Annotated in this window: 27 protein-coding genes; 16 read left to right on the top strand and 11 right to left on the bottom strand. The window is 57.0% G+C overall.

What is annotated here, in order from left to right:
• The first annotated feature begins 205 nt into the window (after nt 1–205).
• The 5 genes from M2433_RS16820 to M2433_RS16800 are packed head-to-tail and all read left to right on the top strand — an operon-like array spanning nt 206 to nt 4,879.
• A complete protein-coding gene (locus M2433_RS16820; RefSeq protein ID WP_429055998.1) occupies nt 206–1,015 on the top strand; it encodes an ABC transporter ATP-binding protein in 810 nt (269 codons plus the stop codon).
• Nucleotides 1,015–1,998: a FecCD family ABC transporter permease gene (locus tag M2433_RS16815; RefSeq protein WP_429056039.1), complete on the top strand. Its 984-nt coding sequence runs from the start codon at nt 1,015–1,017 to the stop codon at nt 1,996–1,998. The genes M2433_RS16820 and M2433_RS16815 overlap by 1 nt, the downstream gene beginning before the upstream one ends.
• Nucleotides 1,995–3,035, top strand: a complete 1,041-nt coding sequence (locus M2433_RS16810; RefSeq protein ID WP_429056000.1) for a FecCD family ABC transporter permease — start codon at nt 1,995–1,997, stop codon at nt 3,033–3,035. The genes M2433_RS16815 and M2433_RS16810 overlap by 4 nt, the downstream gene beginning before the upstream one ends.
• 9 nt (nt 3,036–3,044) lie before the next feature.
• A complete protein-coding gene (locus tag M2433_RS16805) occupies nt 3,045–3,995 on the top strand; it encodes an iron-siderophore ABC transporter substrate-binding protein (protein WP_429056041.1) in 951 nt (316 codons plus the stop codon).
• Nucleotides 3,992–4,879, top strand: a complete 888-nt coding sequence (locus tag M2433_RS16800; RefSeq protein ID WP_063431012.1) for a MurR/RpiR family transcriptional regulator — start codon at nt 3,992–3,994, stop codon at nt 4,877–4,879. Before M2433_RS16805 ends, M2433_RS16800 begins: the two co-directional genes overlap by 4 nt.
• A gap of 16 nt (nt 4,880–4,895) precedes the next feature.
• On the opposite strand, the gene lysM is transcribed toward M2433_RS16800, so the two are convergent.
• The 5 genes from lysM to qseB all read right to left on the bottom strand — a co-directional run bounded on the left by lysM (nt 4,896) and on the right by qseB (nt 8,505).
• Nucleotides 4,896–5,336: a peptidoglycan-binding protein LysM gene (gene lysM / locus M2433_RS16795; RefSeq protein ID WP_429056002.1), complete on the bottom strand. Its 441-nt coding sequence runs from the start codon at nt 5,334–5,336 to the stop codon at nt 4,896–4,898.
• A gap of 142 nt (nt 5,337–5,478) precedes the next feature.
• Complete coding sequence (locus M2433_RS16790; RefSeq protein ID WP_008502984.1) at nt 5,479–5,793, bottom strand: putative quinol monooxygenase; 315 nt, start codon at nt 5,791–5,793, stop codon at nt 5,479–5,481.
• 31 nt (nt 5,794–5,824) lie between these two features.
• On the bottom strand, nt 5,825–6,406 hold the full coding sequence (locus M2433_RS16785; RefSeq protein WP_047347835.1) for an NAD(P)H-dependent oxidoreductase: 582 nt from the start codon (nt 6,404–6,406) through the stop codon (nt 5,825–5,827).
• Between the two features lie 105 nt (nt 6,407–6,511).
• The gene (gene qseC / locus M2433_RS16780) at nt 6,512–7,849 is read right to left on the bottom strand and encodes a quorum sensing histidine kinase QseC (RefSeq protein ID WP_429056005.1); all 1,338 of its coding nucleotides are present in this window, start codon (nt 7,847–7,849) and stop codon (nt 6,512–6,514) included.
• A complete protein-coding gene (gene qseB / locus M2433_RS16775; protein ID WP_429056006.1) occupies nt 7,846–8,505 on the bottom strand; it encodes a quorum sensing response regulator transcription factor QseB in 660 nt (219 codons plus the stop codon). Before qseB ends, qseC begins: the two co-directional genes overlap by 4 nt.
• Nucleotides 8,506–8,644: 139 nt before the next feature.
• On the opposite strand from qseB, the gene M2433_RS16770 reads away from it, so the two are divergent.
• The 5 genes from M2433_RS16770 to M2433_RS16750 all read left to right on the top strand — a co-directional run bounded on the left by M2433_RS16770 (nt 8,645) and on the right by M2433_RS16750 (nt 16,109).
• Nucleotides 8,645–9,046 carry a YgiW/YdeI family stress tolerance OB fold protein gene (locus M2433_RS16770; protein WP_029485199.1) on the top strand — a complete coding sequence of 134 codons (402 nt, stop codon included), beginning with the start codon at nt 8,645–8,647 and terminating at the stop codon, nt 9,044–9,046.
• Nucleotides 9,047–9,164: 118 nt separating this feature from the next.
• Nucleotides 9,165–11,423: a DNA topoisomerase IV subunit A gene (gene parC, locus M2433_RS16765; protein WP_429056007.1), complete on the top strand. Its 2,259-nt coding sequence runs from the start codon at nt 9,165–9,167 to the stop codon at nt 11,421–11,423.
• 163 nt (nt 11,424–11,586) lie between these two features.
• On the top strand, nt 11,587–12,324 hold the full coding sequence (gene plsC / locus M2433_RS16760; protein WP_029740707.1) for a 1-acylglycerol-3-phosphate O-acyltransferase: 738 nt from the start codon (nt 11,587–11,589) through the stop codon (nt 12,322–12,324).
• 58 nt (nt 12,325–12,382) lie between these two features.
• Nucleotides 12,383–13,795, top strand: a complete 1,413-nt coding sequence (gene ftsP, locus M2433_RS16755; protein WP_059310604.1) for a cell division protein FtsP — start codon at nt 12,383–12,385, stop codon at nt 13,793–13,795.
• Between the two features lie 142 nt (nt 13,796–13,937).
• A complete protein-coding gene (locus M2433_RS16750; RefSeq protein ID WP_429056009.1) occupies nt 13,938–16,109 on the top strand; it encodes a YgiQ family radical SAM protein in 2,172 nt (723 codons plus the stop codon).
• A 63-nt stretch (nt 16,110–16,172) separates the two neighbouring features.
• On the opposite strand, the gene dkgA is transcribed toward M2433_RS16750, so the two are convergent.
• Together dkgA and yqhD are read right to left on the bottom strand one after the other, a co-directional pair.
• Nucleotides 16,173–17,000 (bottom strand): 2,5-didehydrogluconate reductase DkgA, encoded by an 828-nt coding sequence (dkgA, locus tag M2433_RS16745; protein ID WP_429056010.1) that lies wholly within the window; start codon nt 16,998–17,000, stop codon nt 16,173–16,175.
• Between the two features lie 105 nt (nt 17,001–17,105).
• The gene (gene yqhD, locus M2433_RS16740; RefSeq protein ID WP_429056012.1) at nt 17,106–18,278 is read right to left on the bottom strand and encodes an alcohol dehydrogenase; all 1,173 of its coding nucleotides are present in this window, start codon (nt 18,276–18,278) and stop codon (nt 17,106–17,108) included.
• A gap of 195 nt (nt 18,279–18,473) precedes the next feature.
• Between yqhD and M2433_RS16735 the strand changes: the two genes are divergently transcribed.
• Nucleotides 18,474–19,373, top strand: a complete 900-nt coding sequence (locus M2433_RS16735) for an AraC family transcriptional regulator (RefSeq protein ID WP_429056014.1) — start codon at nt 18,474–18,476, stop codon at nt 19,371–19,373.
• Between the two features lie 44 nt (nt 19,374–19,417).
• Here the strand turns inward: M2433_RS16735 and yghB are convergent, their stop codons facing one another.
• A complete protein-coding gene (gene yghB / locus M2433_RS16730) occupies nt 19,418–20,077 on the bottom strand; it encodes a DedA family general envelope maintenance protein YghB (protein ID WP_059312553.1) in 660 nt (219 codons plus the stop codon).
• Nucleotides 20,078–20,220: 143 nt separating this feature from the next.
• Nucleotides 20,221–21,408: a cystathionine beta-lyase gene (gene metC, locus M2433_RS16725; RefSeq protein ID WP_429056016.1), complete on the bottom strand. Its 1,188-nt coding sequence runs from the start codon at nt 21,406–21,408 to the stop codon at nt 20,221–20,223.
• A 251-nt stretch (nt 21,409–21,659) separates the two neighbouring features.
• On the opposite strand from metC, the gene exbB reads away from it, so the two are divergent.
• From exbB to M2433_RS16710, 3 genes are all read left to right on the top strand, one after another.
• A complete protein-coding gene (gene exbB / locus M2433_RS16720) occupies nt 21,660–22,391 on the top strand; it encodes a tol-pal system-associated acyl-CoA thioesterase (protein ID WP_429056018.1) in 732 nt (243 codons plus the stop codon).
• Between the two features lie 4 nt (nt 22,392–22,395).
• A complete protein-coding gene (gene exbD / locus M2433_RS16715; protein ID WP_429056020.1) occupies nt 22,396–22,821 on the top strand; it encodes a TonB system transport protein ExbD in 426 nt (141 codons plus the stop codon).
• 281 nt (nt 22,822–23,102) lie between these two features.
• Complete coding sequence (locus tag M2433_RS16710) at nt 23,103–24,554, top strand: methyl-accepting chemotaxis protein (RefSeq protein ID WP_429056022.1); 1,452 nt, start codon at nt 23,103–23,105, stop codon at nt 24,552–24,554.
• On the opposite strand, the gene M2433_RS16705 is transcribed toward M2433_RS16710, so the two are convergent.
• Both M2433_RS16705 and M2433_RS16700 read right to left on the bottom strand, forming a co-directional pair.
• Complete coding sequence (locus tag M2433_RS16705) at nt 24,551–24,997, bottom strand: cytoplasmic protein (RefSeq protein ID WP_429056023.1); 447 nt, start codon at nt 24,995–24,997, stop codon at nt 24,551–24,553. The genes M2433_RS16710 and M2433_RS16705 overlap by 4 nt on opposite strands.
• A 1-nt stretch (nt 24,998) precedes the next feature.
• Nucleotides 24,999–25,403 carry a hypothetical protein gene (locus M2433_RS16700; protein WP_429056025.1) on the bottom strand — a complete coding sequence of 135 codons (405 nt, stop codon included), beginning with the start codon at nt 25,401–25,403 and terminating at the stop codon, nt 24,999–25,001.
• A gap of 103 nt (nt 25,404–25,506) precedes the next feature.
• Between M2433_RS16700 and M2433_RS16695 the strand changes: the two genes are divergently transcribed.
• Together M2433_RS16695 and M2433_RS16690 are read left to right on the top strand one after the other, a co-directional pair.
• On the top strand, nt 25,507–26,010 hold the full coding sequence (locus M2433_RS16695) for an ESA_00282 family adhesion-associated protein (protein WP_429056027.1): 504 nt from the start codon (nt 25,507–25,509) through the stop codon (nt 26,008–26,010).
• Between the two features lie 81 nt (nt 26,011–26,091).
• The gene (locus M2433_RS16690) at nt 26,092–26,580 is read left to right on the top strand and encodes a TIGR00645 family protein (protein WP_047347852.1); all 489 of its coding nucleotides are present in this window, start codon (nt 26,092–26,094) and stop codon (nt 26,578–26,580) included.
• Nucleotides 26,581–26,715: the final 135 nt, after the last annotated feature.

Raw genomic sequence — 26,715 nt, 5'->3', positions numbered from 1 at the left:
GGTGCGTAAAAGTGCAAAGGGATAATGTTTAAAGCATTGAAAATAAAGGTTTTATTGATTTTATGTTTTATATAATGCTTAGCGTTTATCCCTTGTGTTTTCAGGGTGTTTCTTCTCTTGACTACTACATGGCGCGGCGTCAAACTCTCAAAAGAGAATGAGTTTTATTTTTATTTGTTATTTTTTTCATTACGTTGGCATTCACGTGGCTCACAACACAAACAAACCGGGACTGGTTCTTGAAAACCTTTCCGCGGGCTATCAGAAAAAAATCATCATTGATGAGATCTCCCTTGCGATCCCCCAGCAGAAAATGACGGTGCTGGTAGGGGCGAACGGCTGCGGGAAATCCACGTTGTTGAGCACTATCGCGCGGTTGCTGCAGCCGCTTGGGGGAACCGCGCTGCTGGACGGCAAAGCCATTCATGAGCAGCCAACCAAAGCGATTGCCCGTCAGCTTGGCATTCTGCCCCAGTCTCCGCTGCTGCCGGAAGGGTTAACCGTCTTCGATCTGGTCTCGCGCGGGCGGTTTCCCTGGCAAAATTTTATGCGTCAGTGGAGCGACGAAGACGAGCTGGCGGTGGAAGAGGCCCTGCGCCTGACCGGCACGGCAGACTTTGCGCACCTGCCGGTCGAAAGCTTGTCCGGCGGCCAGCGCCAGCGCTGCTGGATTGCCATGGCGCTGGCGCAGCAAACGCCGTATATCCTGCTGGACGAGCCCACAACGTTTCTCGACCTCCGCTATCAGGTGGAGATCCTGGAGCTGCTGCACGCCCTGACCCGCCAGCACGGACGTACCGTAGTGGTGGTGCTGCACGATCTCAACTTCGCGGTGAACTACGGCGATTCGCTGGTCTTTTTACGCCAGGGAAAAGTGGAGGGTGTATTGCATGAAGGCGACGTCTGCACGCCGGCGCTGATCAAAGCGGTGTTCGATGTTGACGTGCATATGTCCATTAACCCGCTGACCGGCAAGCCGTTCTTTATGCCCTTTCGCCAGGTCGCGGAAAAATGATGATGCGCGCGTCTCTGGCATTTATCCTTTTTGCGCTACTGCTGGTAGCGAGCGCGATTGCACACCTCGGGATCGGCGCGCGCGTTTTTCCTCCCTGGACGGTGGCCCAGGCTTTTTTGGCTTTCGACCCGCATAATTTCGACCATAACGTCATCGTCAGGCTGCGCCTGTTACGCCTCATTGCAGCTACGGTTACCGGTGCGGCGCTTGGCGTGGCGGGGGTATTATTGCAGTCGGTTATCCGCAACCCGCTGGGCGAGCCGCATATTCTGGGGCTCAATGCCGGGGCGGCGCTGGCGGTGGTGCTGACGAGCGCGCTGGGCCTGACCCTGCCGATCGGCCAGCCGCTTATTGCCGCCGCCGGTGCTGCCACGCTGTTTTTGCTGGTGCTGATATTCTCCTCTTCCGGTCGCACCGGGCTCACGCCGATGAAAATCACCCTGTGCGGCGTCGCGATGTCGGCATTTGCCTCGTCAGTCACCGCCGCCGTGCTGATTCTGGACGAACAGACGCTGCTCTCCCTGCGTACCTGGCTGGCGGGGGATTTAGCCGGGGTTAACGTACAGACGCTGCAGAGCGCCCTGTGGGCTACGGCAGCCGGCTTGGTTCTCGCTATCGGACTGTCGCCTTCGCTCAACATGCTGGCGCTGGGCGACAGAATGGCCCAGGGGCTTGGCGTGTCGCTGCTGAAAACCCGCCTGCTTGCCCTGCTGGCGATTGCGCTGCTCTGCGGCGCGGCCGTCTCCATCGCCGGGCCGATTGGCTTTGTCGGCCTGGTGGTGCCGCAGCTCATTCGCCGTCTGGTGTCGGTCGACCTGCGTGCGATGGTGCCGCTGTCCGCCCTTTGCGGCGCGCTGGTTCTGCTGCTGGCAGATATCGCGGCCCGCACGCTGTTTACGCCCTGGGAGCTGGCAACCGGCATCATGACCGCGCTGGTTGGCGCCCCCGTCTTTATCTTCATGGCCTCGAGGATGTTTAAATGAATCGCGCCGGGCTGTGCGCGCTGCGCGTTGGTGCCTTCTCGGCGCTGGTTCGTCCAAAGGCGCTGGCGTGTCTGGTTATCCTGGCGCTGGCCGCCTGCCTGCTGACAGGTTTTGGCCTGACGCACGGCTCCCTGCCCATTCCCACTTCCGCCATCGGGCGCGCGCTGTTTTACCCAGAAAGCCTGACGGCGGAGACGCGCTACATCGTGATGGACATCCGCCTGCCGCGCCTGATGATGGCGATACTGTGCGGCGCCATGCTCGGCATGGCTGGGGCGGCAATGCAGTCAATTACCCGCAATGGCCTGGCTGACCCGGGGCTTATCGGCGTGAAAGAGGGCTGTAGCGCGGCGGTACTGCTGCTGATTTTTCAGTTTCCGGCGCTGGGCCTGGCCTGGCGCCCGCTGGTCGGGATGGCTGGCGGGCTGCTCACCGCGCTGCTGGTTATCGCCCTGGCGCGCGATATCTCGCGCCCGCGATTCATCCTGACAGGCATTGGCGTGTCGTGGGCGTTTGCCGCGGCAATGGGCGTCTTTATTACCACCGCTGACGTGCGCGACGTGCAGACGGCGATGCTCTGGCTGGCGGGAAGCCTGCACGCGGCCAGCTGGACGCTGGTGGGGCTGGCCGCATTTTGGGCGGCTCCCGCGTTTGCGCTGCTGCTGTTTACCGCGCGAGCCGCGGACGTGGCGTTGCTCGGCAATCAGGCCGCTACGGGCCTTGGCGTTCGCACAACCCGGCTGGCGCTGCTGCGGGTTCTCGCCCCGGTAGTGCTGACGGCGGCCAGCGTCTCCTGCGTGGGCAGTATTGGTTTCGTGGGGCTGATTGCCCCGCATATGGCACGCCTGCTGCTGCGCGGTGGGCAAACCGCGCTCCTGGCGGGAAGCGCCGTGCTGGGCGCGCTGCTGGTGCTGCTTGCGGATAACGTTGGCCGTCTGGCATTCCTCCCGCTGCAGCTGCCGGCGGGAATTGTGATTTCACTGATTGGCGGACCGTTTTTCCTGCTGCTGCTTTGGCAGCGTCGGGACAGATTTTAGGGGACTATGATGCGCGTAGTATTTTCGATGCTGTTGCTGGTGGGGTTTGCGGTGAGCGCGGCGGAGCCGACTCAGGTGTTTACCGACGATTTGGGACGCAAGGTCGTTGTGCCGGTTCATCCGAAGCGGATTGTCTCATTACACGATCTGGATATCACTATTCCGCTGATTGAGCTAGGCGTGCCGCCGGTGGCGAGCCACGGCCGTACGCGGCCGGACGGCAGCCATTTTCTGCGCTCCAGCGGGATGTTAACGGGCGTAGACTTCGATAATTCCGACATCAAATTTATCGGCACGGCGGATATCGATATTGAAGCCATCGCCGCGGCAAAGCCCGATCTGATCGTGACCGAGCCGACCCGTAACACGCCGGTGGATCAGCTGGCGAAAATTGCCCCGACGGTAAGCATCGATCATCTCGACGGCGGCGCGCCGGAGATCTACCGCAAGCTGGCGCAGCTCACGGGCACGCAGGCGCGGCTGGCGATCCTTGAGCGCCGCTATCAGGAGCAGATCGGGGCGCTGAAAGCGACGGTGGATACCCGAAAAATTAGCGTGTCCGTGATTCAGGCAAATCAGGGGAAGATTAACGCCATGCATAGCTATCACTCGCTGGGCCGCGTGCTGCGTGATGCCGGGTTCACCTTCCCGCCGCTGATTGAGTCCATCCCGGAAGGTGGGCGGATTGACGTCAGCGCCGAGCGCCTGCCGGAGCTGGATGCCGATTTTGTGTTTGCCACCTGGCGTGGGGATACCGGCGGTAAACCGCAGGACGAGCTGGCGGCGATGGATGCGGTGATGCCGGGCTGGTGTCAGTTCCTGAATGCCTGCCGGACCGGGCATTATGTGCTGATCTCGCGCGAAGAGGCGATCTCAAATTCGTTTGCCTCGTTAGGGCTGATGGCCGCGCAGGTGCAGTCGCAGATTGCCGGGCGTCCGCTGCCGGAGGCGTCACGGTGATCCGCAAAGAGAAAGGGCGCGTGGATGTCTATGGCGACCGCTTTCGCGCCCGCGCGCATCAGCTGTCGCCGCGCCTGCTGCAGGTCGCACGCTATATCCATGACAACCGCGAAGCGGTGATGGAGCAGACGGCAATGGAGATTGCTGCGGGACTGAAAACCTCGGACGCCACGGTAGTTCGCGCCATTCAGGCGCTGGGTTTCGCCGGGCTGCGCGATCTGAAGCAGACCCTGGAGCAGTGGTTTGGTCCGGTGGTGACGTCCAGCGAAAAGATCTCCACCACGGTGAATACGCTTGCCAGCGACGTCAACGCGAGCATCGATTTTGTGCTGGAGGGGCATCAACACACCTGCAACGTGCTATCCGAGCCGCACAACCGCTACGCGATGGCGCAGGCGGTTTCCCTGCTGGCGCAGGCGAGGCAGGTTGCCATATTTGGCATTGGCGCCTCCGGTATTCTGGCCGAGTACACCGCCAGGCTGTTCAGCCGCATGGGGTTACCCGCCACGCCGCTTAACCGCACCGGAATAGGGCTTGCGGAACAGCTGATTGCGCTTCAGCGCGGCGACGTGCTGGTGATGATGGCGCAGAAGTCCGCGCACCGGGAGGGGCAAACGACGCTGCGTGAAGCTAAACGTCTGGGTATTCCAACGATCCTGCTGACCAACGCCCTTGACTCGCGCTTCAGTAAGGAAGCCAGCGTGGTGATCCACGTTCCGCGCGGCGGGGAAAAGGGCAAAATCCCGCTCCACGGCACGGTGCTGCTGTGTCTGGAGATGATTATTTTATCCGTCGCCTCCACCGAGCCGCAGCGCACCATCAAGTCCATGAAGCGCATCAACGAGCTACACCGTGGGTTAAAACCGGGGAAGAAAAGCAGCTGATTCCCCGGCTTGCGGGTCACGCTTTAGGAATACGCAGCGTCTGGCCAGGAAAGATTTTATCCGGGCTGGAGAGCATCGGGCGGTTAGCCTCAAAAATCTTATTGTACTGGTTGGCATCGCCGTACACGGTTTTGGAGATAGCGCTCAGCGTATCGCCGGATTTCACCGTGTAGTAGGTGGCTTCATCTTTGGCATCGGTCGCGGTGATGTTGTTCTCCACCTCGCTCACGCCCGCGATGTTCCCGACGGCAACCTGGATTTTTTCTTTCTGCTCCTGGGTCAGCCCGTCGCCCGTCACGCTGGCTTTGCCGTCGGTGACGTTAACCTGAACCTTATCTGAACCGGGAATATTGAGTTTTTTGAGATGCTCGGTGATTTTGTCGCTCTGGCCTTTATGATCGGTCAGGTTATCCCATAGCTTTTCGCCTGCTTCTTTCACGAAGTTAAAAAGACCCATTCCATCCTCCTGTTAATCATGAAGTCAGAATAAGCATAGCAGTTGAGTTTTAAGCCGATAAAAAAAAGCCCGGTAGCGCTGACGCACACCGGGCCTGGTATGTTCTCCCTCTCCCCGTGGGAGAGGACTGGGTGAGGGGAACTTAAACCCCTTGCTCCAGAATGCGGATGTGGGTTTCCAGCACGTCACCCTTCACTGCGTCGCTCCACGCTTTCATGTGCGCGGTCTGCAGGTGCGCTTCAAGATGCGCGACGGTTTCCCACTGCTCAACCATGATGATTGAGTCTGGTGCGGTCGCCTGGAAGCTGGCGTCAGTGGCGGCATCCACCATCGGCGCGTAGCCGTGGCAGCCTTCTTCTTTCAGTACGGTCGGGATAATTTTCGCGAACTGATCCAGCACCGCCTGGCGGTGATGTTGACCTGGACGAGTACGGATTTCTGCAATAACGGTAAGCATTGTGACTACTCCTTTAATTCCAGGGTACCAGTTAAGCAAAAATTTCCGCGAGATGCTTGCGATATTCTGCGATATAGCTCGGGACATCAGGCATTTTAATCACGTCATTGACGATAAAGGTCGGCAGCGGATCCATGCCCAGGAACTGGTTAGCCTTGTGGAACGGCAGGTACGCGCCGTCAACGCCCACGCCTTCAAAGAACTGATCTTTCTCGGTGAACGCTTCCATCGGCGCGTTCCAGGTCAGGGAGAGCATATATTTTTTGCCCTGAATCAGACCGCCGGAGCCATATTTTTTAGAGGCATCGGAGCGGGTACGGCCATCGCTGGCATACAGCGAGCCGTGGCCTTCGGTGAAGACGTCGTCCATGTATTTCTTCACGGTCCACGGCGCGCCCATCCACCAGCCCGGCATCTGCCAGATCACCACGTCGGCCCACAGGAAGTTCTGCACTTCTGCCTTCACGTCGTAATTGCTGTCCGCGCGCACGACCTTAACATCATGCCCGGCGTCGCGCAGGAAACCGTCCGCGACCTCGGTCAGGGTGTCATTCAGCTGGCCTTTAGAGTGCGCGAATTCTTTTGCGCCATTGATAATCAGAATGTTGCTCATTATTTGTCCTCGGTGATGAGAGTATGGCGAGTATTCTACGCGCGAGGACGGTGCGGTAAAATAAGCAAAATGTGCAAAGTCTTTTGCGTTAAATGCAATAATTCCTTACCAGCTGACCTTCACTTCAAAACCGCCTTCAGGCGCATTGTTCAGCGAGACGTGCATCCCATGCAGGGCGGCAATGCGCCTGACGATAGATATCCCCAGCCCGCTGCCGGTGGCATCCTGGCCCGGCGGACGATAAAAGCGTTCGCCGATGCGCGCCAGCGCATCAGGTGAAATACCGGGGCCGTTGTCGCGAACGGTAAAGCTGCGCGGGTCTAGCGTCACGTCCACCACGCTGCCGCGCGGGCTGTAGCGAATCGCGTTATCCAGCAGGTTGCGCGCCAGCAGGCTCAGGAGCAGCTGCTGGCCCGTGCGCGTAACCTCTGGCGCATGGATGTTCAGGCGAATATCAATGCCCGCCTGCCGGGCCGGATGCCAGATATCCAGCACGGCCGACTGCAGTAAATCGGCCAGGGTAATCGGTTCGACATCGTCGAGATTATCCAGCGAGTCCAGACGCGACAGCGTGAGGAGCTGATCCACCAGTCGGGAGGCGCGGTCGATACCCGCATGCAGCTGCATCAGCGCTTTTTCCCGCGCCTGCGGATCGTCCTGAGAAAGCTGCGCCACGTCGGTTTGCACCTTCAGGGCCGCCAGCGGGCTGCGCAATTCGTGGGCGGCATCGGAGGTAAAGCGGCGCTCGCGGGTCATCATCTCCTGAGTGCGCGCGAAGAGATGATTCAGCGCGTCGAGCAGGGGGCGCACTTCGGTTGGTACGCCCTCCGTAGGCAGTTTATCGGTGGCATCCGGTGAGCGAGAACGCAACGTCTGTGCCAGCTTTTTCAGCGGCTTCAGCTCGCGGCTTAGCAGGACGATTAGCAACAGCAGCATCACGGGCAGCGCCACCAGCCACGGCGTAAGCTGCGAGCTGACCACGTCCAGCGCCATATCCTGCCGATACTCCCACTCCTGGCCGACCACCACGCGGTATTTACCGTCTGGCGACGTCAGCCATAAGAATCGCCATTCGTCGTTGTCATCCTGAAGCCGCCCGTCAGTAAACCCGTCGCGGCGGTAGTGATACGGAATATCGTGCCCGTTTTCACCGTCGTTGAGGATCATGCTGCCGTCGGCGCTGAAAATGGCAAAGGCCAGCGCGTCATCGTCCAGATGCCCGTGTTTGGCTTTTTTGGGCACCTCGCGCATGCGCTCCGGCGCGCGGATCTCGTCCAGGTCCATCGTCAGCAGACGTTTGGCAAACAGCATCTGCTGGGTATCAAAGAGCTTGTCGAGCTTATGCGTCGTTTGCTGCCACGCGACAAGACTGGCGGCAAACCAGGCCGTCAGGGAGAGCAGCAGGAAGAGCAGCGTCAGGCGGAGTTTCAGGCTCAGTTTCATGCGTCACCCAGGGTGTAGCCGATGCCGTGCACGGTGCGGATAAACGCGCTGCCGAGCTTGCGGCGAAGATGATGGACGTGGACCTCTACGGCGTTACTGGAGACATCGTCATCCCAGTTATAGAGCTTTTCTTCAATTGCTTTGCGGGGGAGCACACGGCCTGCATTGCGCATCAGCAGCTCCAGCAGGGCGAACTCTTTTGGTTTGAGGGTCAGCGTTTCGCCCTCCAGCGTGGCGACAAGGCTCGTCGGGTCGAGCGTGACCTTACCGTGACGCAGCTCGCTGCGGGTCTGACCGTGGCTGCGCCGCCCCAGCGCTTCAAGGCGCGCGGCCACTTCGATCAGGGCAAACGGCTTGCAAAGGTAATCGTCCGCGCCCAGGCGCAACCCCTCGACGCGCTGGTTCAGCGCATCCCGCGCCGTCAGAATCAGTACCGGCTCGCTGCGCCCGCTTTCGCGCCAGGCGCGCAGGATCGCCAGTCCGTCGATCTCCGGCAGCGTCAGATCCAGCACTACGGCATCATAGGGCGCGCTATACAGCGCAGCCTGACCGGTTTTCCCGTCGGTAAACCAGTCCACGTTAAACCCCATTTTGCTCAGGCCCGCTTTGATGCCATCGCCGATGAGCCTGTCGTCTTCTACCAGTAAAATGCGCATGTTCCCTCCTTGATGCCGTCAGTAAACCCTCTGAATCAACATGCTGTACAGTAAAAATAAATAAATTTTCCCCTTAAGAAGTTGTTAAGGATTACCCTGTTTAATGGACTGCGAAACCACATTAAAGGGAGAGATTAAGATGAAAAAATTCGCTGCACTTGCTGCCATCATGATGATGACCACTGCCCCTGTTTTTGCCGCGCAGGGCGGATTTAACGGCCCGTCCGCAACCGCAACCCAGACGCAAACCCAGCAGGGCGGTTTTGTGGATAACAACGCCAACCTGACGACGGCGGCAAAAGTGAAGGATCTGAAGGACGATGCCTGGGTGAAGCTGCGCGGGAACATCACCGAGCGCCTGTCCGATGACCGCTATACCTTCCGCGATGAAACCGGCACGGTGGTGGTTGAGATTGACCACAAGCGCTGGAACGGCGTGACCGTCAGCCCGCAGGATAAGGTCGAACTCCAGGGTAAAGTCGATAAAGACTGGAACGAGTTTGAAATCGACGTGAAGCAGGTTATTAAGCTGAACAAATAACCCGGAAAGGGCCGCACAAGCGGCCCTTTTTCTTTGTGACTCAATTCGTCAGATGAGGTAGTATCTGCGGCAATATTGCCTGAAACCCTTCGGTTTCTGAGTTGAGGAATCACACGTAATGAGCGATATGGCAGAGCGCCTCGCGCTACATGAATTCACGGAAAACGCCTACCTGAACTACTCCATGTACGTCATCATGGACAGGGCGTTGCCGTTTATCGGGGATGGCCTGAAGCCCGTTCAGCGCCGCATCGTCTATGCGATGTCCGAGCTGGGGCTGAACGCCACCGCCAAGTTCAAGAAATCCGCCCGTACCGTCGGTGACGTGCTGGGTAAATACCATCCGCACGGCGACAGCGCCTGTTATGAAGCGATGGTGCTGATGGCGCAGCCGTTCTCTTACCGCTACCCGCTGGTGGACGGGCAGGGGAACTGGGGTGCGCCGGACGATCCTAAATCCTTCGCGGCGATGCGTTATACCGAATCCCGCCTGTCTAAATATGCCGAAGTGCTGCTGGGCGAGCTGGGTCAGGGAACCGTTGACTGGGTGCCAAACTTCGACGGTACGATGCAGGAGCCGAAAATGCTGCCTGCGCGTCTGCCGAACATTCTGCTGAACGGCACCACCGGTATCGCGGTCGGTATGGCGACGGACATTCCGCCGCACAACCTGCGTGAAGTGGCGAAAGCCGCCATCACTCTGATTGAGCAGCCGAAAACCTCGCTGGACGAGCTGCTGGATATCGTGCAGGGGCCGGATTACCCGACCGAAGCCGAAATCATCACCTCGCGTGCGGAAATCCGCAAAATCTACCAGAACGGTCGCGGCTCCGTGCGCATGCGCGCGGTGTGGAATAAAGAAGACGGCGCCGTGGTGATCACCGCGCTGCCGCATCAGGTCTCCGGCGCGAAAGTGCTGGAGCAGATCGCCTCCCAGATGCGCAATAAAAAGCTGCCGATGGTGGACGACCTGCGCGATGAATCCGACCACGAGAACCCGACCCGTCTGGTGATCGTCCCGCGTTCTAACCGCGTGGACATGGAACAGGTGATGAACCACCTGTTCGCCACCACCGACCTGGAAAAAAGCTACCGTATCAACCTGAACATGATTGGCCTTGACGGTCGTCCGGCGGTGAAAAACCTGCTGGAGATCCTCACTGAATGGCTGACGTTCCGCCGCGATACGGTACGCCGCCGTCTGAACCACCGTCTGGAAAAAGTGCTTAAGCGCCTGCATATCCTCGAAGGTTTGCTGGTGGCGTTCCTCAATATCGACGAAGTGATTGAGATCATCCGCACCGAGGACGAACCGAAGCCCGCGCTGATGTCGCGCTTTGGCATCAGCGAAACCCAGGCCGAAGCGATCCTCGAACTGAAGCTGCGTCATCTCGCCAAACTGGAAGAGATGAAGATCCGCGGCGAGCAGATCGAGCTGGAAAAAGAGCGCGATCAGCTGCAGGCGATCCTCGCGTCCGAACGCAAGATGAACAACCTGCTGAAGAAAGAGCTGCAGGCCGATGCTGAGGCTTTTGGCGATGACCGTCGTTCTCCGCTGCACGAGCGCGAAGAAGCGAAGGCGATGAACGAGCACGACATGCAGCCATCCGAGCCGGTCACCATTGTGCTGTCGCAGAGCGGCTGGGTGCGTAGCGCCAAAGGCCACGATATTGACGCGCCGGGCCTGAGCTATAAAGCGGGTGACAGCTTCAAAGCGGCGGTGAAAGGCAAGAGCAACCAGCCGGTGGCGTTTATCGATTCCACAGGTCGCAGCTACGCCATCGACCCGATCACGCTGCCTTCCGCGCGCGGGCAGGGTGAACCGCTGACCGGCAAGCTGACGCTGCCGCCGGGCGCGACGGTTGACCATATGCTGATGGAAGCGGATGACCAAAAACTGCTGATGGCCTCCGATGCGGGCTACGGCTTTATCTGTACCTTTAACGATCTCGTGTCGCGTAACCGCGCCGGTAAAGCGCTGATTAGCCTGCCGGACAACGCCCACGTGATGACGCCGCTGGTGATTGAGAACGAGAGCGACATGCTGCTGGCGATCACCTCTGCCGGGCGTATGCTGATGTTCCCGGTCAGCGATTTGCCGGAGCTGTCAAAAGGCAAGGGCAACAAGATCATTAACATCCCGTCGGCGGAAGCCGCGAAAGGCGAAGATGGCCTGGCGCACCTCTTCCTTCTGCCGCCGCAGAGCACGCTGACCATTCATGTCGGCAAGCGTAAAATCAAACTTCGCCCGGAAGAGTTGCAGAAGGTGGTGGGTGAGCGCGGTCGCCGTGGCTCGCTGATGCGCGGTCTGCAGCGTATTGACCGCGTGGAGATTGACTCTCCTGCACGCAGCACCGCGGGTGACAGCGAAGAGTAATGTCGTGATACCCCCCTCCGTCCGGAGGGGGAATTTCAGTAAAATTTCCCGTAAAATCGTTGTTAATTCGTGCGTTGCGATTAACAATACGCGCTCGTAATAAAGTCCTTACCTGGCCACAGGTGAAGTATAATTGTCAGCTGTTGGGGCTTCAGAGGTCGCTATGCTATACATTGTTCGTCTCATTCTTACCGTTATCTACTGCATTCTGGTCTGTATCTTCGGCTGCATCTATTGCCTGTTCAGTCCGCGTAATCCGAAGCATGTTGCCACCTTTGGCCATATGTTCGGTCGCCTGGCACCGCTGTTTGGTCTGAAGGTTGAAAAACGTCTGCCTGAAGGGGCTGAGAATTTCGGTAACGCCATCTATATCGCTAACCATCAGAACAACTACGATATGGTGACCGCCGCAAACATCGTTTTACCTCCGACCGTGACGGTGGGGAAAAAGAGCCTGCTGTGGATCCCGTTTTTCGGTCAGCTGTACTGGTTGACTGGTAACCTGCTGATTGACCGCAATAATCGTGCGAAAGCGCACAGCACCATCGCCGAAGTGGTGAATCATTTTAAGAAGCGCAAAATCTCTATCTGGATGTTTCCGGAAGGGACGCGCAGCCGTGGTCGTGGCCTGCTGCCTTTTAAAACCGGTGCGTTTCATGCCGCAATTGCGGCAGGCGTTCCAATTATTCCCGTGTGCGTTTCCAATACATCGAATAAGATTAATCTTAACCGCCTGAATAACGGGCTGGTGATTGTCGAAATGCTGCCACCCGTCGATACCAGCAAATACGGTAAAGATCAGGTGCGCGAGCTGGCAGCACACTGCCGTGAGCTGATGGCTCAGCATATTGCGCAACTCGATAAAGAAGTCGCAGAGAGAGAAGCCGCCGGTAAGATTTAATCCGGCGTTGAAGGGAAAACGAATTCCCGCGTTGTTAGTCGTTTCAGATGGAGCTTATATGTCACTCAGTCGGCGTCAGTTTATTCAGGCTTCGGGGATCGCCCTTTGTGCGGGTGCGATGCCGCTGACAGCCAGCGCCGCCGGGCAGCAGCAGCCGCTGCCCATTCCGCCGTTGATTGAATCCCGTCGCGGGCAGCCGTTATTCCTGACCCTGCAGCGTAGCCACTGGTCCTTTACTCAGGGGACGCGCGCGCAGATATGGGGAATCAATGGGCGCTACCTTGGCCCAACCATTCGCGTGTGGAACGGCGATGACGTTAAGCTGATTTACAGTAACCGGACGACTGAAAATGTCGCGATGACCGTCAGCGGCTTACAGGTCCCGGGCCCGTTGATGGGTGGTGCCCCGCGCATGATGTCACCCAATGCCGACTGGGCGCCCGTGCTGCCAATCCGCCAGAGTGCGGCAACGCTGTGGTATCACGCTAACACCCCTAACCGCACCGCTCAGCAGGTCTATAACGGCCTTGCCGGAATGTGGCTTATTGAGGATGAGGTCAGTAAAGCTCTGCCGATCCCGAACCACTACGGCGTGGACGACTTCCCGATTATTATCCAGGACAAACGTCTGGATAATTTCGGTACGCCGGAATACAGCGAGCCGGGCAGCGGTGGCTTTGTTGGCGATACGCTGCTGGTCAACGGCGCACAAAGCCCCTACGTTGAGGTCTCGCGTGGTTGGGTGCGTCTGCGCCTGCTCAACGCCTCTAACTCGCGCCGCTATCAGCTCCAGATGAGCGATGGCCGACCGCTACACGTGATCTCCGGCGACCAGGGTTTTTTACCGGCGCCGGTGTCCGTTAAACAGCTGGCGCTCTCGCCGGGTGAACGTCGCGAAATTCTCATTGATATGACCAATGGGGATGAAGTGTCGTTGACCTGCGGTGAAGCGGCCAGCATTGTGGATCGCATCCGCGGGTTCTTTGAACCGTCGAGCATTCTTGTTTCCACGCTGGTGCTAACCCTGCGCCCAACCGGCCTGCTGCCGTTGGTAACCGATAGCCTGCCTATGCGCCTGCTGCCGCAGGAGATCATGAGCGGCTCGCCGGCGCGCAGCCGTGATATCAGCCTGGGCGACGATCCGGGTATCAACGGGGCGCTGTGGGACGTTAACCGTATCGACATTACCGCCCAGCAGGGGACGTGGGAACGCTGGACCGTTCGCTCGGATATGCCGCAGTCGTTCCATATTGAAGGTGTAAGCTTCCTGATCCGTAACGTGAATGGCGCGATGCCGTTCCCGGAAGACCGCGGCTGGAAGGATACCGTCTGGGTGGATGGCCAGGTCGAACTGCTCGTCTACTATGGTCAGCCTTCGTGGCCGCACTTCCCGTTCCTGTTCCACAGCCAGACGCTGGAGATGATGGACAGGGGTTCCGTGGGGCAGATGCTGGTGAATCCAGCACCGTGAATTTTACCCCTCACCCCGGCCCTCTTCCCTTTGGGAGAGGGTTAGGGTGAGGGGGCAACAGCCCGCATAATACCCCTTCATTTCCCGCAGTGATCCAGCGTATAATCCCCGCCCTTTTGTCTATTTTTTCTTCGGAAGCATTATGAGCGCAATTTCCCTGATCCAGCCGGATCGTGACCTCTTCTCCTGGCCCCAGTACTGGGCGGCCTGCTTTGGACCGGCGCCGTTCCTGCCGATGTCCAGGGAAGAGATGGACCAACTGGGCTGGGATAGCTGCGACATCATTCTGGTCACGGGCGATGCCTACGTTGACCATCCGAGCTTCGGAATGGCCATCTGTGGCCGTATGCTTGAAGCGCAGGGCTTCCGCGTGGGGATCATCTCCCAGCCTGACTGGAACAGCAAAGACGACTTTATGCGTCTGGGTAAACCGAACCTGTTCTTCGGCGTCACCGCGGGCAACATGGACTCGATGATCAACCGCTATACCGCCGACCGTAAGCTGCGCCATGACGATGCCTACACGGCGGATAACGTGGCGGGAAAACGCCCGGACCGCGCCACCCTGGTCTATACCCAGCGCTGTAAAGAAGCCTGGAAAGACGTGCCGGTGATCCTGGGCGGCATCGAGGCGAGCCTGCGCCGCACCGCGCACTACGACTACTGGTCAGATACCGTTCGCCGCTCGGTGCTGGTGGATTCCAAAGCCGACATGCTGATTTACGGTAACGGCGAGCGTCCGCTGGTGGAAGTGGCGCACCGTCTGTCGCAGGGTGAGCCGGTGAGCAGCATCCGCGACGTGCGCAATACCGCCATCATGGTGAAAGAGGCGCTGCCGGGCTGGAGCGGGGTGGATTCCCGCATCATCGACATGCCGGGCAAAATCGACCCGATCCCGCACCCGTACGGCGAAGATCTGCCGTGTGCCGATAACAAACCGGTTGAACCGAAAAAAGCGGAAGCGAAGGCTATTGTTGTGCAGCCGCCGCGCCCGAAACCGTGGGAAAAGACCTACGTGCTGCTGCCGTCCTACGAGAAGGTGAAAGCCGACAAGGTGCTCTACGCGCATGCGTCCCGTATTCTGCACCATGAAACCAACCCGGGCTGCGCCCGCGCGCTGATGCAGAAGCACGGCGAGCGCTTTATCTGGATCAACCCGCCGGCGATCCCGCTTTCCACCGAAGAGATGGACAGCGTCTTTGCGCTGCCGTACAAGCGCGTGCCGCACCCGGCGTACGGCAACGCCCGTATCCCGGCGTATGAGATGATCCGCTTCTCGATCAACATCATGCGCGGCTGCTTCGGCGGGTGCTCTTTCTGCTCCATTACTGAACACGAAGGGCGCATTATCCAGAGCCGCTCTGAAGATTCGATCATCAACGAGATCGAAGCGATTCGCGACTCGGTGCCGGGCTTTACCGGCGTGATTTCCGACCTTGGCGGTCCAACCGCGAACATGTACATGCTGCGCTGTAAGTCGCCTCGCGCGGAGCAAACCTGCCGCCGTCTGTCCTGCGTCTATCCGAGCATTTGCGAGCATATGGACACCAACCACGAGCCGACGATCAACCTCTATCGCCGCGCGCGTGACCTGAAGGGCATCAAGAAGATCCTGATCGCCTCCGGGGTACGTTACGACATCGCCGTGGAAGATCCGCGCTACATCAAAGAGCTGGCCACGCACCACGTCGGCGGCTATCTGAAGATTGCCCCGGAGCACACCGAAGAAGGCCCGCTGTCGAAAATGATGAAGCCGGGCATGGGCAGCTACGATCGCTTTAAAGAGCTGTTCGACACCTACTCGAAGCAGGCGGGCAAAGAGCAGTATCTGATCCCGTACTTCATCTCCGCGCACCCGGGCACGCGCGACGAGGACATGGTGAACCTGGCGCTGTGGCTGAAGCAGCGTCGCTTCCGTCTCGATCAGGTGCAGAACTTCTATCCTTCACCGCTCGCCAACTCGACGACCATGTATTACACCGGCAAGAACCCGCTGAGTAAGATTGGCTATAAGAGTGAAGAGGTGGTGGTGCCGAAAGGGGATAAACAGCGTCGTCTGCATAAGGCGCTGCTGCGTTACCACGATCCAAAAAACTGGCCGCTGATCCGTCAGGCGCTGGAAGAGATGGGTAAAAAACACCTGATCGGCTCGCGTCGCGACTGCCTGGTTCCGGCCCCGACGCTGGATGAGATGCGCGAAGCGCGTCGCCAGAATCGTAATACGCGTCCGGCGCTGACCAAGCACACGCCGATTGTGCATCAGCGTTCGAACGGTAATTCCAGTGTGAAGAAACCTGTGAAGCGCAAAGCGTAAAAGAAAACCCCGGCAAGCCGGGGTTTTTTGTAGGCCGGGTAAGGCGAAGCCGCCACCCGGCAGCTAGCCGCCAAACTGATCCGGATCGGGCCCTAAACGCTTGCCCTTATCCAGCTTTGCAATTTCGCCCAGCTCGTCTTTATCGAGACGGAAATCCCAGACGTCGAAGTTCTCGGCGATGCGCGACGGCGTGACCGATTTCGGGATCACCACCAGGCCGTTGTCCAGGTGCCAGCGAATGACAATTTGCGCTGGCGTCTTGCCGTATTTATCCGCCAGGTCGCGGATAATTTTCTGATCGAACACCCCTTCGCCGCCCTGGGCCAGCGGGCTCCAGGATTCGGTCTGGATTTTGTGCGTGGCATTCCAGGCGTGAAGTTGGCGCTGCTGCATCAGTGGGTGCAGTTCAATCTGGTTAATCACGGGCGCGACGCCCGTCTCGTCGATCAGGCGCTGCAGGTGATGCACCTGGAAGTTACAGACGCCGATGCTTTTCACCAGCCCCTGTTTCTGCAGGTCAATCATCCCTTTCCAGGCATCAACATAATGGTCGATAGCCGGAACCGGCCAGTGCATCAGATACAGGTCAACGAAATCGAGCTGGAGTTTCTCCAGACTCTCCTGCAGGGCTTCGCGGGGACGCTTTTGATCGTCGTTCCACAGTTTCGTCGTGATGAATAACTCATCGCGGGAAACGCCAGCGCTGGCCAGGGCATTGCCTACGCCGTCCTCGTTTTTGTACGCGGCGGCGGTATCAATCGACCGATAGCCGACTTCCAGGGCTTTATGAATGGCGGAGACGACCTCGTCGTTACCGGCTTTCCATACACCTAGCCCCAGCTGGGGCATCACGTTGCCGTCCTGCAGCTTGATTACGGTTTGGTTTGCCATTTTTCCTCCTTCAGGTGCGCATCGCCGGAGGGGGACTCCGGCGATGGGGTGTGCATTAAGTCTGGACGAAATGCCAAAAAACGAAAGTCGGAAGGACAAAAACGCTTAGCGCGCCGCTTCGTAAATGCGACGGCTGACGTCCAGCGTGATGTCCCCGTGCTCGCCCAGCTGGGTCATGCCGTGCTCTTCGAGTTTCGCCAGCAGGGCAGGGATGGAGCTGCCGTCCAGACCGTAGCCGGACAGACGCGTTGGCACGCCCAGACCTTCGAAGAAGTTGCGGGTCGCTTCGATTGCCGCGTCAATACGCGCATCGTCAGAACCCTCGGTGATGTTCCACACGCGCTCGGCGTACTGCAGCAGTTTGGCACGTTTGGTGTCACGCTTTTCGTTCCACAGCGCAGGCAGAACAACGGCCAGCGTCTGCGCGTGATCCAGACCGTGCATTGCCGTCAGCTCGTGGCCCAGCATGTGGGTCGCCCAGTCCTGCGGCACGCCAGCCCCGATCAGGCCGTTCAGCGCCTGCGTTGCGGCCCACATCACGTTGGCGCGAACGTCATAGTTTTCCGGCTCTTTTAGCGCTTTCGGGCCGTCTTCGACCAGCGTCAGCAGAATGCCTTCCGCGAAGCGATCCTGAATTTTGGCATCAACCGGGTAGGTGACGTATTGCTCAACGGTATGCACAAAGGCGTCCACCACGCCGTTCGCTACCTGACGCGCAGGCAGGGTGTAGGTGTAAACCGGGTCCAGGATGGCGAACACGGGCTGAACGTGCTCGTTCATAAAGGCCTGCTTATCACCGGTGGTTTTGCGGGAGATAACGGCACCCTTGTTGGATTCAGAACCGGTGGCCGGGAGGGTCAATACGGAGCCCATCGGGATTGCGCTTTTAATGTCGCTGCCGCGGGTTTCCAGAATGTGCCATGGGTCAACGCCATCCGGGTAATGTGCCGCCGCCGCGATGAATTTGGTGCCGTCCAGCACGGAACCGCCACCGACGGCGAGCAGGAAGGTGATCTTCTCTTCGCGGGCGATTTTCACCGCGTTCATCAGCGTTTCGTAAGACGGGTTTGGCTCGATGCCGCCAAACTCACGCACGTCCAGACCGTCCAGACCGTCCAGGGCGCTGTAAACCTGATCCAGCACGCCGGTTTTTTTCACGCTGCCGCCACCGTAGGTGACGAGGACGCGGGCGTCAGCAGGGATCTGCGCGCGCAGGTCAGCGATAGCGTCTTTACCAAACAGAATGCGGGTTGGGGTGTGAAGGTTAAAGTTATTCATTGCTCGTTCCCTTTCGTGGGTGAAAAACCGTGGTGGCGCAGAGGGCAACCTGATGCTGCACATTGTGGCCGTCCGGGGATATCCTCTCAATGCACATTTCTGCCGATGTCTTGCCCATTTCTACAGAGCACTGGAGAAAGCGCGGAAAACGACGCACACTGTCAGCGTCGGAAACCGTACCCGGAGTAACGTAAAATGAATCGTGACGCGATCTGTCATCAGCTCACTTTGCAGATTAAAGAACTGATAGATAACGAAAAGGGTGTCAGCGAACTGCTGCCGGATATTCGCCTGCTGTACGGCACGCAGCCCGGGACGCGCACGCCGGTGATGTACCAGCCGGGCATCGTTTTTCTCTTTTCAGGCCATAAAATTGGCTATATCAATGAGCGCGTCTTTCGGTACGACACCAATGAATATCTGCTCCTGACAGTACCTTTACCCTTTGAATGTGAAACTTTCGCGACAGAGGCGGTTCCGCTGGCGGGGATCCGCGTCAATGTTGATATCCTTCAGCTGCAGGAGCTGCTGATGGAGATTGGCGAAGACGAGCTCTTCCAGCCGTCAATGGCGTCGAGCGGGATTAACTCCGCAACGTTATCGGAAGAGATCCTCTGCGCCGTTGAGCGTCTGCTGGACGTTATGGAAAGGCCGCTGGATGCGCGCATTCTGGGCAAGCAGATTATCCGCGAAATTCTCTACCACGTGCTGCTGGGGCCCGGCGGTGGGGCGTTACTCGCCCTGGTGAGCCGACAGACCCACTTTAGCCTGATAAGCCGCGTGCTCAAGCGTATTGAAAGCCAGTACACCGAAAACCTCAGCGTCGACCAGCTGGCGGCGGAAGCGAACATGAGCGTCTCGGCGTTTCACCATAACTTCAAATCGGTGACCAGCACCTCGCCGCTGCAGTACCTTAAAACCTACCGGCTGCATAAGGCGCGGATGCTGATGATCCACGACGGCATGAAGGCCAGCGCGGCGGCAATGCGGGTGGGTTATGAAAGTGCGTCGCAGTTTAGTCGGGAGTTTAAGCGCTACTTCGGCGTCACGCCGGGGGAAGATGCGTCACGCATCCGAACCATGCAGGGAGTTTAGGCTTTTTCCCCTCTCCCTGCGGGGAGAGGGTCAGGGTGAGGGGGTCACGCGCTGCAGTACTTCTTCTTAATCACTACCGCAATAGTCCCTACCAGTCCCGCGACCAGCAGGAACATCGGCAGCACCATCAGGAAGGTCATCACCTGGTCTTCATGGTGTTTCACAAAGGGGATCATATTCAGCGCGTAGCCGAGCGTGGTGACCACGCCCACCCACAGCAGAGCGCTCAGCCAATTGAAGAACTGGAAGCGACGGTTAGAGAGACCGGAAATGCCCGCCATGGTGGGCAGAAGTGTGCGAACAAACGCCAGGAAACGCCCCGCCAGCAGCGCCAGCAGGCCGTGGCGATCGAACATGCAGGTCGCACGCTGATGATATTTATGCGGTAGCTGCGCCAGCCAGCCTTTTACGATGCGCGTATTCCCCAGCCAGCGGCCCTGCAGATAGCTCAGCCAGCAGCCCAGGCTGGCGGCGGAGGTGAGGATAACCATTGTTGGCGTAAAGTCCATGACGCCTTTGCCGATTAACGCCCCGGCAAGTAAAAGCAGGCTGTCACCGGGTAAAAACGAGGCTGGCAGTAATCCGTTTTCCAGAAACAGGGTTGCGAACATCACGAAATAGACGATACCGACGACGTGAGGATCCGCCAGCGCGGCAAAGTCGTGTTGCCAGAGCGCCGCGATAATATCTTGAATTACAGCCATGGACTTTCCTGTGGAACAGCAGATATAGAACTATTGTACTCCCTTATTCGCCCGTCGGGTTTGATCCCGGGCGCAACTCATGCAGACTTTTCTGCTTGCAGTGTCCACAAATGCGTCCAGGGAGTACATTTTCAGCCAGCACTCTACACGATACGCTCAAACCCTGCTGCTAAATCCGCAATTAAATCGTCCACATTTTCTAAACCAATATGCAGCCGGATCAGGGTGCCGCTGAAGTCCACTTCACCGCCGGGGCGCAGGGCCGCGACCTGTTCCGGCTGGTTAGGCAGGATCAGGGATTCAAAACCGCCCCAGGAGTAGGCCATGCTGAAGAGGGTAAAGTTATCCAGATAGCTTGCCAGCTCGTCGTTATTCAGCCGTTTTTTCAGCACGAACGAGAACAGACCGCTGCTGCCTGTAAAGTCACGCTGCCAGAATTCATGACCTTTACTGCCGGGCAGCGCGGGATGATTAACGCGCTCCACCAGCGGGTGCTGCGCCAGCCATTCGGCCACCTTCAGGCTGCTTTCATGGTGCTGACGCAGGCGAACTCCCAGCGTGCGAAGTCCGCGGCTGGTCATGTACGCCGTATCTGCATCCACCATCTGGCCCATCAGGTAAGCATTTTCACGCAGCTGGTCCCAGCAGCGCGCGTTGGAGACTGCGGTTCCAATCATGCCGTCAGAGTGGCCAATCAGGTATTTCGTCGCCGCCTGAATGGAGATATCGATGTCAAACTCCAGCGCTTTAAACAGCACGCCTGCCGCCCAGGTGTTGTCGATCATGACGATTGCCTCTGGCGCTTTGCTGCGCACGGCCTTCACGATAGCCGGCACGTCGTGGACTTCCATGGTGAGCGATCCCGGCGATTCCAGGAACACAATGCGCGTGTTTGGCTGAATAAGTTCGGCAATGCCTTCGCCAATCAGCGGGTCGAACCAGCCGGTCGTGACGCCGAGCTTGCTGAGGATTTTGGTGCAGAAGTCCTGGCTGGGTTCATAGGCGGTGTTGGTCATCAGGATATGGTCGCCCTGTTCAACAAACGCCAGAATGGTGTTGGCCACCGCAGCCGCCCCGCACGGGAACAGCGCGCAGCCTGCTCCGCCCTCCAGCTCGCACATCGCTTCCTGCAGGGAAAAATGGGTTAGCGTGCCGCGACGGCCATAAAACAGCCCGCCTTTTGCACGATTGCGCGTGGCGTTTCTTTTCTCCTCAACAGTCTCAAACACCAGTGAGGAGGCGCGCTGAATCACGCTGTTGACCGATCCCTGAGTGTATTTTTTGCTGCGTCCAGCCTGTACCAGCGTGGTATCAAGATGCTTCTTTGTCATGTTCGCTAACCCTGTTTTTATACGTCTGGACGTCCAGACTACCACGATTGGAAAAAACTGCACCCGCAGGCTTATCGAATAAGCAGAAAATTTCAGCAAAAAAACGCATAAGAAATTTTTACTGCGTAAGCGCAAGGAAAGTGAACGAAAATTGCGGCACCATGTAAATACTAATGAGAACGACTATCAATTCGACGACGTTTTGATATTATTACGGTCAGATTTTGTGATTTGCGTCCTGGAGATACAGAGTGGGTAATAATTTGATGCAGACGGATCTCTCCGTTTGGGGCATGTATCAGCATGCTGACATCGTGGTTAAGATTGTGATGATCGGCCTGATTCTGGCGTCCGTTGTCACCTGGGCTATTTTCTTCAGCAAGAGCGCCGAGCTGCTTTCGCAGAAGCGTCGCCTCAAGCGGGAACAATTACAGCTGGCTGAAGCCCGCTCTCTGGATCAGGCCTCGGACATAACCTCATCCTTCCACGCGAAAAGCCTGACCACCCTGTTAGTGAATGAAGCACAGAACGAGCTGGAACTCTCTGCAGGCAGTGAAGATAACGAAGGCATCAAAGAACGTACCGGTTTCCGCCTGGAGCGTCGCGTTGCGGCCGTTGGCCGACACATGGGGCGCGGCAATGGTTATCTGGCGACGATCGGTGCAATCTCGCCGTTTATCGGTCTTTTCGGTACGGTCTGGGGCATCATGAACAGCTTTATCGGTATCGCGCAGACCCAAACCACCAACCTGGCTGTTGTGGCACCGGGCATCGCAGAAGCGCTGCTGGCAACGGCAATCGGTCTGGTTGCCGCTATTCCCGCGGTGGTTATCTACAACATCTTCGCACGCATGATTGGCAGCTACAAAGCCACCCTCGGTGACGTTGCCGCGCAGGTCCTGCTGCTGCAAAGCCGCGATCTCGACCTGAATGCCAGCTCGGTTAAGCCGGTGCATGCGGCGTCTAAACTGCGCGCAGGTTGATACGATGGCGATGCGTCTAAACGAAAATCTGGACGATAACGGCGAAATGCATGAAATCAACGTGACGCCGTTTATCGACGTCATGCTGGTTCTGCTGATTATCTTTATGGTGGCTGCGCCGCTGGCGACGGTCGACGTGAAGGTAAACCTGCCGGCCTCTTCCAGCCAGCCACAGCCGCGCCCGGAGAAGCCTGTCTACCTGTCAGTGAAGGCGGATAAATCCATGTTCCTGGGTAACGACCCGGTAACGGATGCGTCAGTCATTCCGGCGCTGGATCAACTGACCGGCGGCAAGAAAGACACCACCGTCTTCTTCCGTGCAGATAAGACCGTCGACTATGAAACCATGATGAGGGTAATGGACACGCTGCATCAGGCGGGGTACCTGAAGATTGGTCTGGTCGGCGAAGAAAAAGCGGCCGCGAAGTGATGAAGTGATAAGGAAGCTGGCGAAAGCCAGCTTTTTTGTTTGTTGCTATGTTAAATCGTTATTATTTTCTGCTGCATATCCCCATTCTTCATATTTATTTATTAATAAAGCCATAATTAATAATCTATTGATAGTTAAGTAAATATCAGTATTCGGCTGCGCTTTTAAAATATATCTTTTGCTGAAATGGCGTCGCGGAATATCCCCACTACGCTTAAAAAAGATAATAAAAACAGACCTTCTTCGAAGGATCTTTTCATCTGCACAGCAAGAGACTCCCTATGGCTACGATGACATGGCTGTATCCGCACGCGCCTCAAAACGACCAGTTCTCGCTTTCTGCAATTCGACGACGCGCCGACAGACTAATACTGGGGCTTATCTGGTCGATGTGGGGCATCTCGCTGGGCGTAGGTTATATGAACGAGAATAGTGTGCAGGGTGCGGTCGTTGGCACCTCTCTGGCCTGCTTATCGACGCTGCTAACGCTGCTGCTTCCCGGCACGCTGCTGCTCCGCCTGAGCTCTGCGTTTGTGCTAATGGCATTTTCCGCGTTGCTCATTCATCTGGGCGAGGGTGAAACCGAATACCATTTTTCTGTTTTCGTCCTGCTTTCCGCGCTGCTTGCCTGGCGAGACTGGCGGCCCCTGGTGATGGGGGCCGCGGTCATCGCGTTACATCATCTGGTGTTTAACTATCTACAGGAAAACGACCTTTACGGTGTCGTGGTGTTTATGCACACCGGCTTTCATATGGTGGTTTTTCATGGCCTTTTTGTGGTGGTTCAGACCGCAATCCTGGTTCTGCTGGCGATACGAATGGAGCAGGACGCCCGTTCAGCGAGCGAGGTGGCAAGGCTCGCGGGCGTGATCAACCGGGAGCCGGGGTACCTCACGCTTGCCGTCGATGCGGTGCCGGCAGAGTCTCCTTTTGCCCGCACCTTTAGCCTGACGCTTGGCACCATGCGTGCCACGCTTGAGCAGGTCAGCGTCAATATCGGACAACTGCTGGAAGCATCCCGCGCGCTAGGACAGCGCAACAGCGCGCTGTCGGAACGTACCGATCATCAGGCAAGTTCGCTGGCGACGGCGGCCAGCGCGATGGAACAGTTAAGGGCAGTCGCAACCCTGACCAGTGAAAAAGCCAGCCAGGTCAGGGAGGTGGCGTTCAATACCAGTAGCGTGGCGGAACAGGGGGGCCATAACGTACGACAGGCGATTGCGGCGATGGAACACATTCGCGAGGAGTCGCAGCGTATTTACGCCATTCTGGAGCTGATTGACGGGATTGCGTTTCAGACAAATATCCTGTCGCTCAACGCCTCGGTCGAGGCTGCAAGAGCGGGCGAACATGGTAAAGGCTTTGCTGTGGTTGCCTCGGAAGTGCGTGTACTGGCCCAGCGCAGCGAGGGGGCTGCAAAAGAGATCCGCCAGCTTCTGACCGCATCGCAGGCGACCACGCAGCAGGGCGTCGAGCAGGTTGAGCATGCCGGTATGACAATGAAGTCGATCATTGAGAGTATCGAAGGGCTTCGCTCTCTACTTGAAGAGCTGTCTCAGATGAGCGAGCAGCAGCGGGCAAGTATTGCGCAGATGAACGACAGTATTGCCAGTATCGATGCCAGCGTGCAGGAAAATGTGCGACACGTTGCGCAAACATTGCAGGTGGCCGACGCGCAGCGGCAGCAGACGGGTCAGTTAAAAGAGGCGATTGCCGTCTTCAGATTTAACTAACTTTGCTTTTCAGAAGGGGGGCTGGTCACAGACGCCAGCGCGTCCTCATCCAGCGCAACGCAGGTGACGTTTGAGGTACGGTACTCACCGTCTGACAGTTTACGCGTCAGGCGCAGGGTGGCGATTTCGCGGGCAAGCAGATACTGGTAATTGGCCTCGAGGCGTCCAAGAAGCTTCTCTTTCAGCTCGGGACGCTGTTCAATGATGGCGTTCATCACGGCACCGTAAATTTCTTCTTTTACCTGCAGAGGATAAATCTCGCGGCGATTCTGCCATTTCAGACGGACCAGCGTCGCCGGGATCGATACCAGGTCCTGTGTAATACGCGTCATCTCGGCATTTTTTGTTTTTCGCAGCGCGTCGAGATTTTGCTTTAAGATAAATTCATCACTTTTTTTATCATCTAAAGTCAAATAAACGTCGTTGTTTTTAACTTCTGTCACGTTAATCTTCCCCCAGGCTATAAAAAATTGGGTTATTTTTTTCTCGTGTAATTAAATTAAGCCAAATTTCATTGCCCGCTTCATTAATTTCTTTGGTTTTCTCGGCCATTATTTGACTTAGTTTCTGGGCATCTATTTCACCTTCGGCCTGCAGGTCGTTCAGCAGGTGGACAAAGGCTTCAATTTTTATGGCGCGAAATAAGCGTTCTTTTATATGACGATCGTGCTCTTCCAGCAACATATTACGGGATTTGCCGGTGCGGGAAACACCAATTAATATATCAGGCTCGAAATCAGAGAGCTTTCTTTTCCCCTGAGTGAAACTGACCTCTTTTTCTGCTTCCGTCGGTTGCTGTTCCACAGGCGTAATATGGTACTTAGCCGGGACGAGATAGTCGGGCAGCATTTTTAATTTCCTTTAATTTCAACAGGGTGGGGTTGGTAAAGGCGTGAGATTCGTTGACAATATCATGAGGCAAATTTAAAATCAAAAAAAATGGAGCCTACCCATGAACAGCATCTTTTTTACGGTCATCACATTACTATTACTGACCGCTGGTGTTCTTTTATTGATGCAGGAGTTCAATAAAACGAAAGTGTCGGAAGACACCAGTGAACCCCCACAACCGGAGCTCATGACAAAAGAGGAAGGTGAAGACCATTTCTCTGTATTGATGAACTCCGTTACGCCTGTTTGGTACTGGCGGGTGAACCACGAATATATCGACTTTTTACATGCAACAATTAAACGTATGAAAATGTCGGAAATTAATGACACGCCTGGACTGTTTGAGGCGCAGCGTCGTTGTAGCGACCTGAATTCAGCCGTGTATAAATATTATGACAATATCAAAAAGCGCTGCCTTAACGGCGAGAAGGTATCTTATTCCGACCTGGACGTATTAAATTTGCGTCAGTGTTTTCGTGAGTTCAGCCTGGAAGCTTACCCGGAGCTGGTGGTATTGGTCTGGCCGGAGTATGCCCGTCCGGAGGTTAACCCAGACAACGTCTGAGTGACGTACTGGTTAGCTATTGTAAACAGTCAGCGCCGTTGAGATATACTGGGCGCTGGTTTCTTTTGCAAACAGGACTTTATGGAACGCTTTTTTGAAAATGCCATGTACGCCTCCCGCTGGATACTGGCCCCCGTCTATTTTGGCCTTTCGCTGGCACTTGTCGCGCTGACGATTAAGTTCTTTCAGGAAATCTGGCATGTGCTGCCGAACATTTTTTCCATTGCCGAAGCAGATTTAATTCTGGTTCTGCTGTCGCTGGTGGATATGACCCTGGTGGGCGGGCTGCTGGTGATGGTGATGTTCTCCGGCTACGAGAATTTTGTCTCCCAGCTTGATATCGACGAGCGTAAAGAGAAGCTCAGCTGGCTGGGAAAAATGGATGCCTCGTCGCTGAAGAATAAAGTGGCCGCGTCGATTGTGGCGATCTCCTCCATTCACCTGCTGCGCGTGTTCATGGACGCGAAGAACGTGCCGGATAACAAACTGATGTGGTACGTCATCATCCATCTGACGTTTGTGCTGTCGGCATTTGTGATGGGATATCTGGATAAGATCAGTAAGAAGTAGAGTACACCTTGCCCTTCCCCCTCACCCTAACCCTCTCCCCTGTACGGTCCGGGGACATGGTAGACAGGTGTTCGGGGACATGGTGAACACTTTTTAACATCCTTTACCCATGGTGATCGACTTTTTCTTCAGGTC

Origin of the sequence: Enterobacter sp. AC1 (assembly GCF_050434705.1) — a bacterium.
GTDB classification, from domain to species: Bacteria; Pseudomonadota; Gammaproteobacteria; order Enterobacterales; family Enterobacteriaceae; genus Enterobacter; species Enterobacter cloacae_L.
This window is presented reverse-complemented; position numbering and strand designations above follow the sequence as displayed.

Coding starts and splice junctions, on each gene's coding strand:
- M2433_RS16815 (WP_429056039.1), top strand. CDS start 1,015: ATGATGCGCGCGTCTCTGGCATTTATCCTTTTTGCGCTACTGCTGGTA.
- M2433_RS16810 (WP_429056000.1), top strand. CDS start 1,995: ATGAATCGCGCCGGGCTGTGCGCGCTGCGCGTTGGTGCCTTCTCGGCG.
- M2433_RS16805 (WP_429056041.1), top strand. CDS start 3,045: ATGCGCGTAGTATTTTCGATGCTGTTGCTGGTGGGGTTTGCGGTGAGC.
- lysM (WP_429056002.1), bottom strand. CDS start 5,336: ATGGGTCTTTTTAACTTCGTGAAAGAAGCAGGCGAAAAGCTATGGGAT.
- M2433_RS16790 (WP_008502984.1), bottom strand. CDS start 5,793: ATGCTTACCGTTATTGCAGAAATCCGTACTCGTCCAGGTCAACATCAC.
- M2433_RS16785 (WP_047347835.1), bottom strand. CDS start 6,406: ATGAGCAACATTCTGATTATCAATGGCGCAAAAGAATTCGCGCACTCT.
- qseC (WP_429056005.1), bottom strand. CDS start 7,849: ATGAAACTGAGCCTGAAACTCCGCCTGACGCTGCTCTTCCTGCTGCTC.
- qseB (WP_429056006.1), bottom strand. CDS start 8,505: ATGCGCATTTTACTGGTAGAAGACGACAGGCTCATCGGCGATGGCATC.
- M2433_RS16770 (WP_029485199.1), top strand. CDS start 8,645: ATGAAAAAATTCGCTGCACTTGCTGCCATCATGATGATGACCACTGCC.
- parC (WP_429056007.1), top strand. CDS start 9,165: ATGAGCGATATGGCAGAGCGCCTCGCGCTACATGAATTCACGGAAAAC.
- plsC (WP_029740707.1), top strand. CDS start 11,587: ATGCTATACATTGTTCGTCTCATTCTTACCGTTATCTACTGCATTCTG.
- ftsP (WP_059310604.1), top strand. CDS start 12,383: ATGTCACTCAGTCGGCGTCAGTTTATTCAGGCTTCGGGGATCGCCCTT.
- M2433_RS16750 (WP_429056009.1), top strand. CDS start 13,938: ATGAGCGCAATTTCCCTGATCCAGCCGGATCGTGACCTCTTCTCCTGG.
- dkgA (WP_429056010.1), bottom strand. CDS start 17,000: ATGGCAAACCAAACCGTAATCAAGCTGCAGGACGGCAACGTGATGCCC.
- yqhD (WP_429056012.1), bottom strand. CDS start 18,278: ATGAATAACTTTAACCTTCACACCCCAACCCGCATTCTGTTTGGTAAA.
- M2433_RS16735 (WP_429056014.1), top strand. CDS start 18,474: ATGAATCGTGACGCGATCTGTCATCAGCTCACTTTGCAGATTAAAGAA.
- yghB (WP_059312553.1), bottom strand. CDS start 20,077: ATGGCTGTAATTCAAGATATTATCGCGGCGCTCTGGCAACACGACTTT.
- metC (WP_429056016.1), bottom strand. CDS start 21,408: ATGACAAAGAAGCATCTTGATACCACGCTGGTACAGGCTGGACGCAGC.
- exbD (WP_429056020.1), top strand. CDS start 22,396: ATGGCGATGCGTCTAAACGAAAATCTGGACGATAACGGCGAAATGCAT.
- M2433_RS16710 (WP_429056022.1), top strand. CDS start 23,103: ATGGCTACGATGACATGGCTGTATCCGCACGCGCCTCAAAACGACCAG.
- M2433_RS16700 (WP_429056025.1), bottom strand. CDS start 25,403: ATGCTGCCCGACTATCTCGTCCCGGCTAAGTACCATATTACGCCTGTG.
- M2433_RS16695 (WP_429056027.1), top strand. CDS start 25,507: ATGAACAGCATCTTTTTTACGGTCATCACATTACTATTACTGACCGCT.
- M2433_RS16690 (WP_047347852.1), top strand. CDS start 26,092: ATGGAACGCTTTTTTGAAAATGCCATGTACGCCTCCCGCTGGATACTG.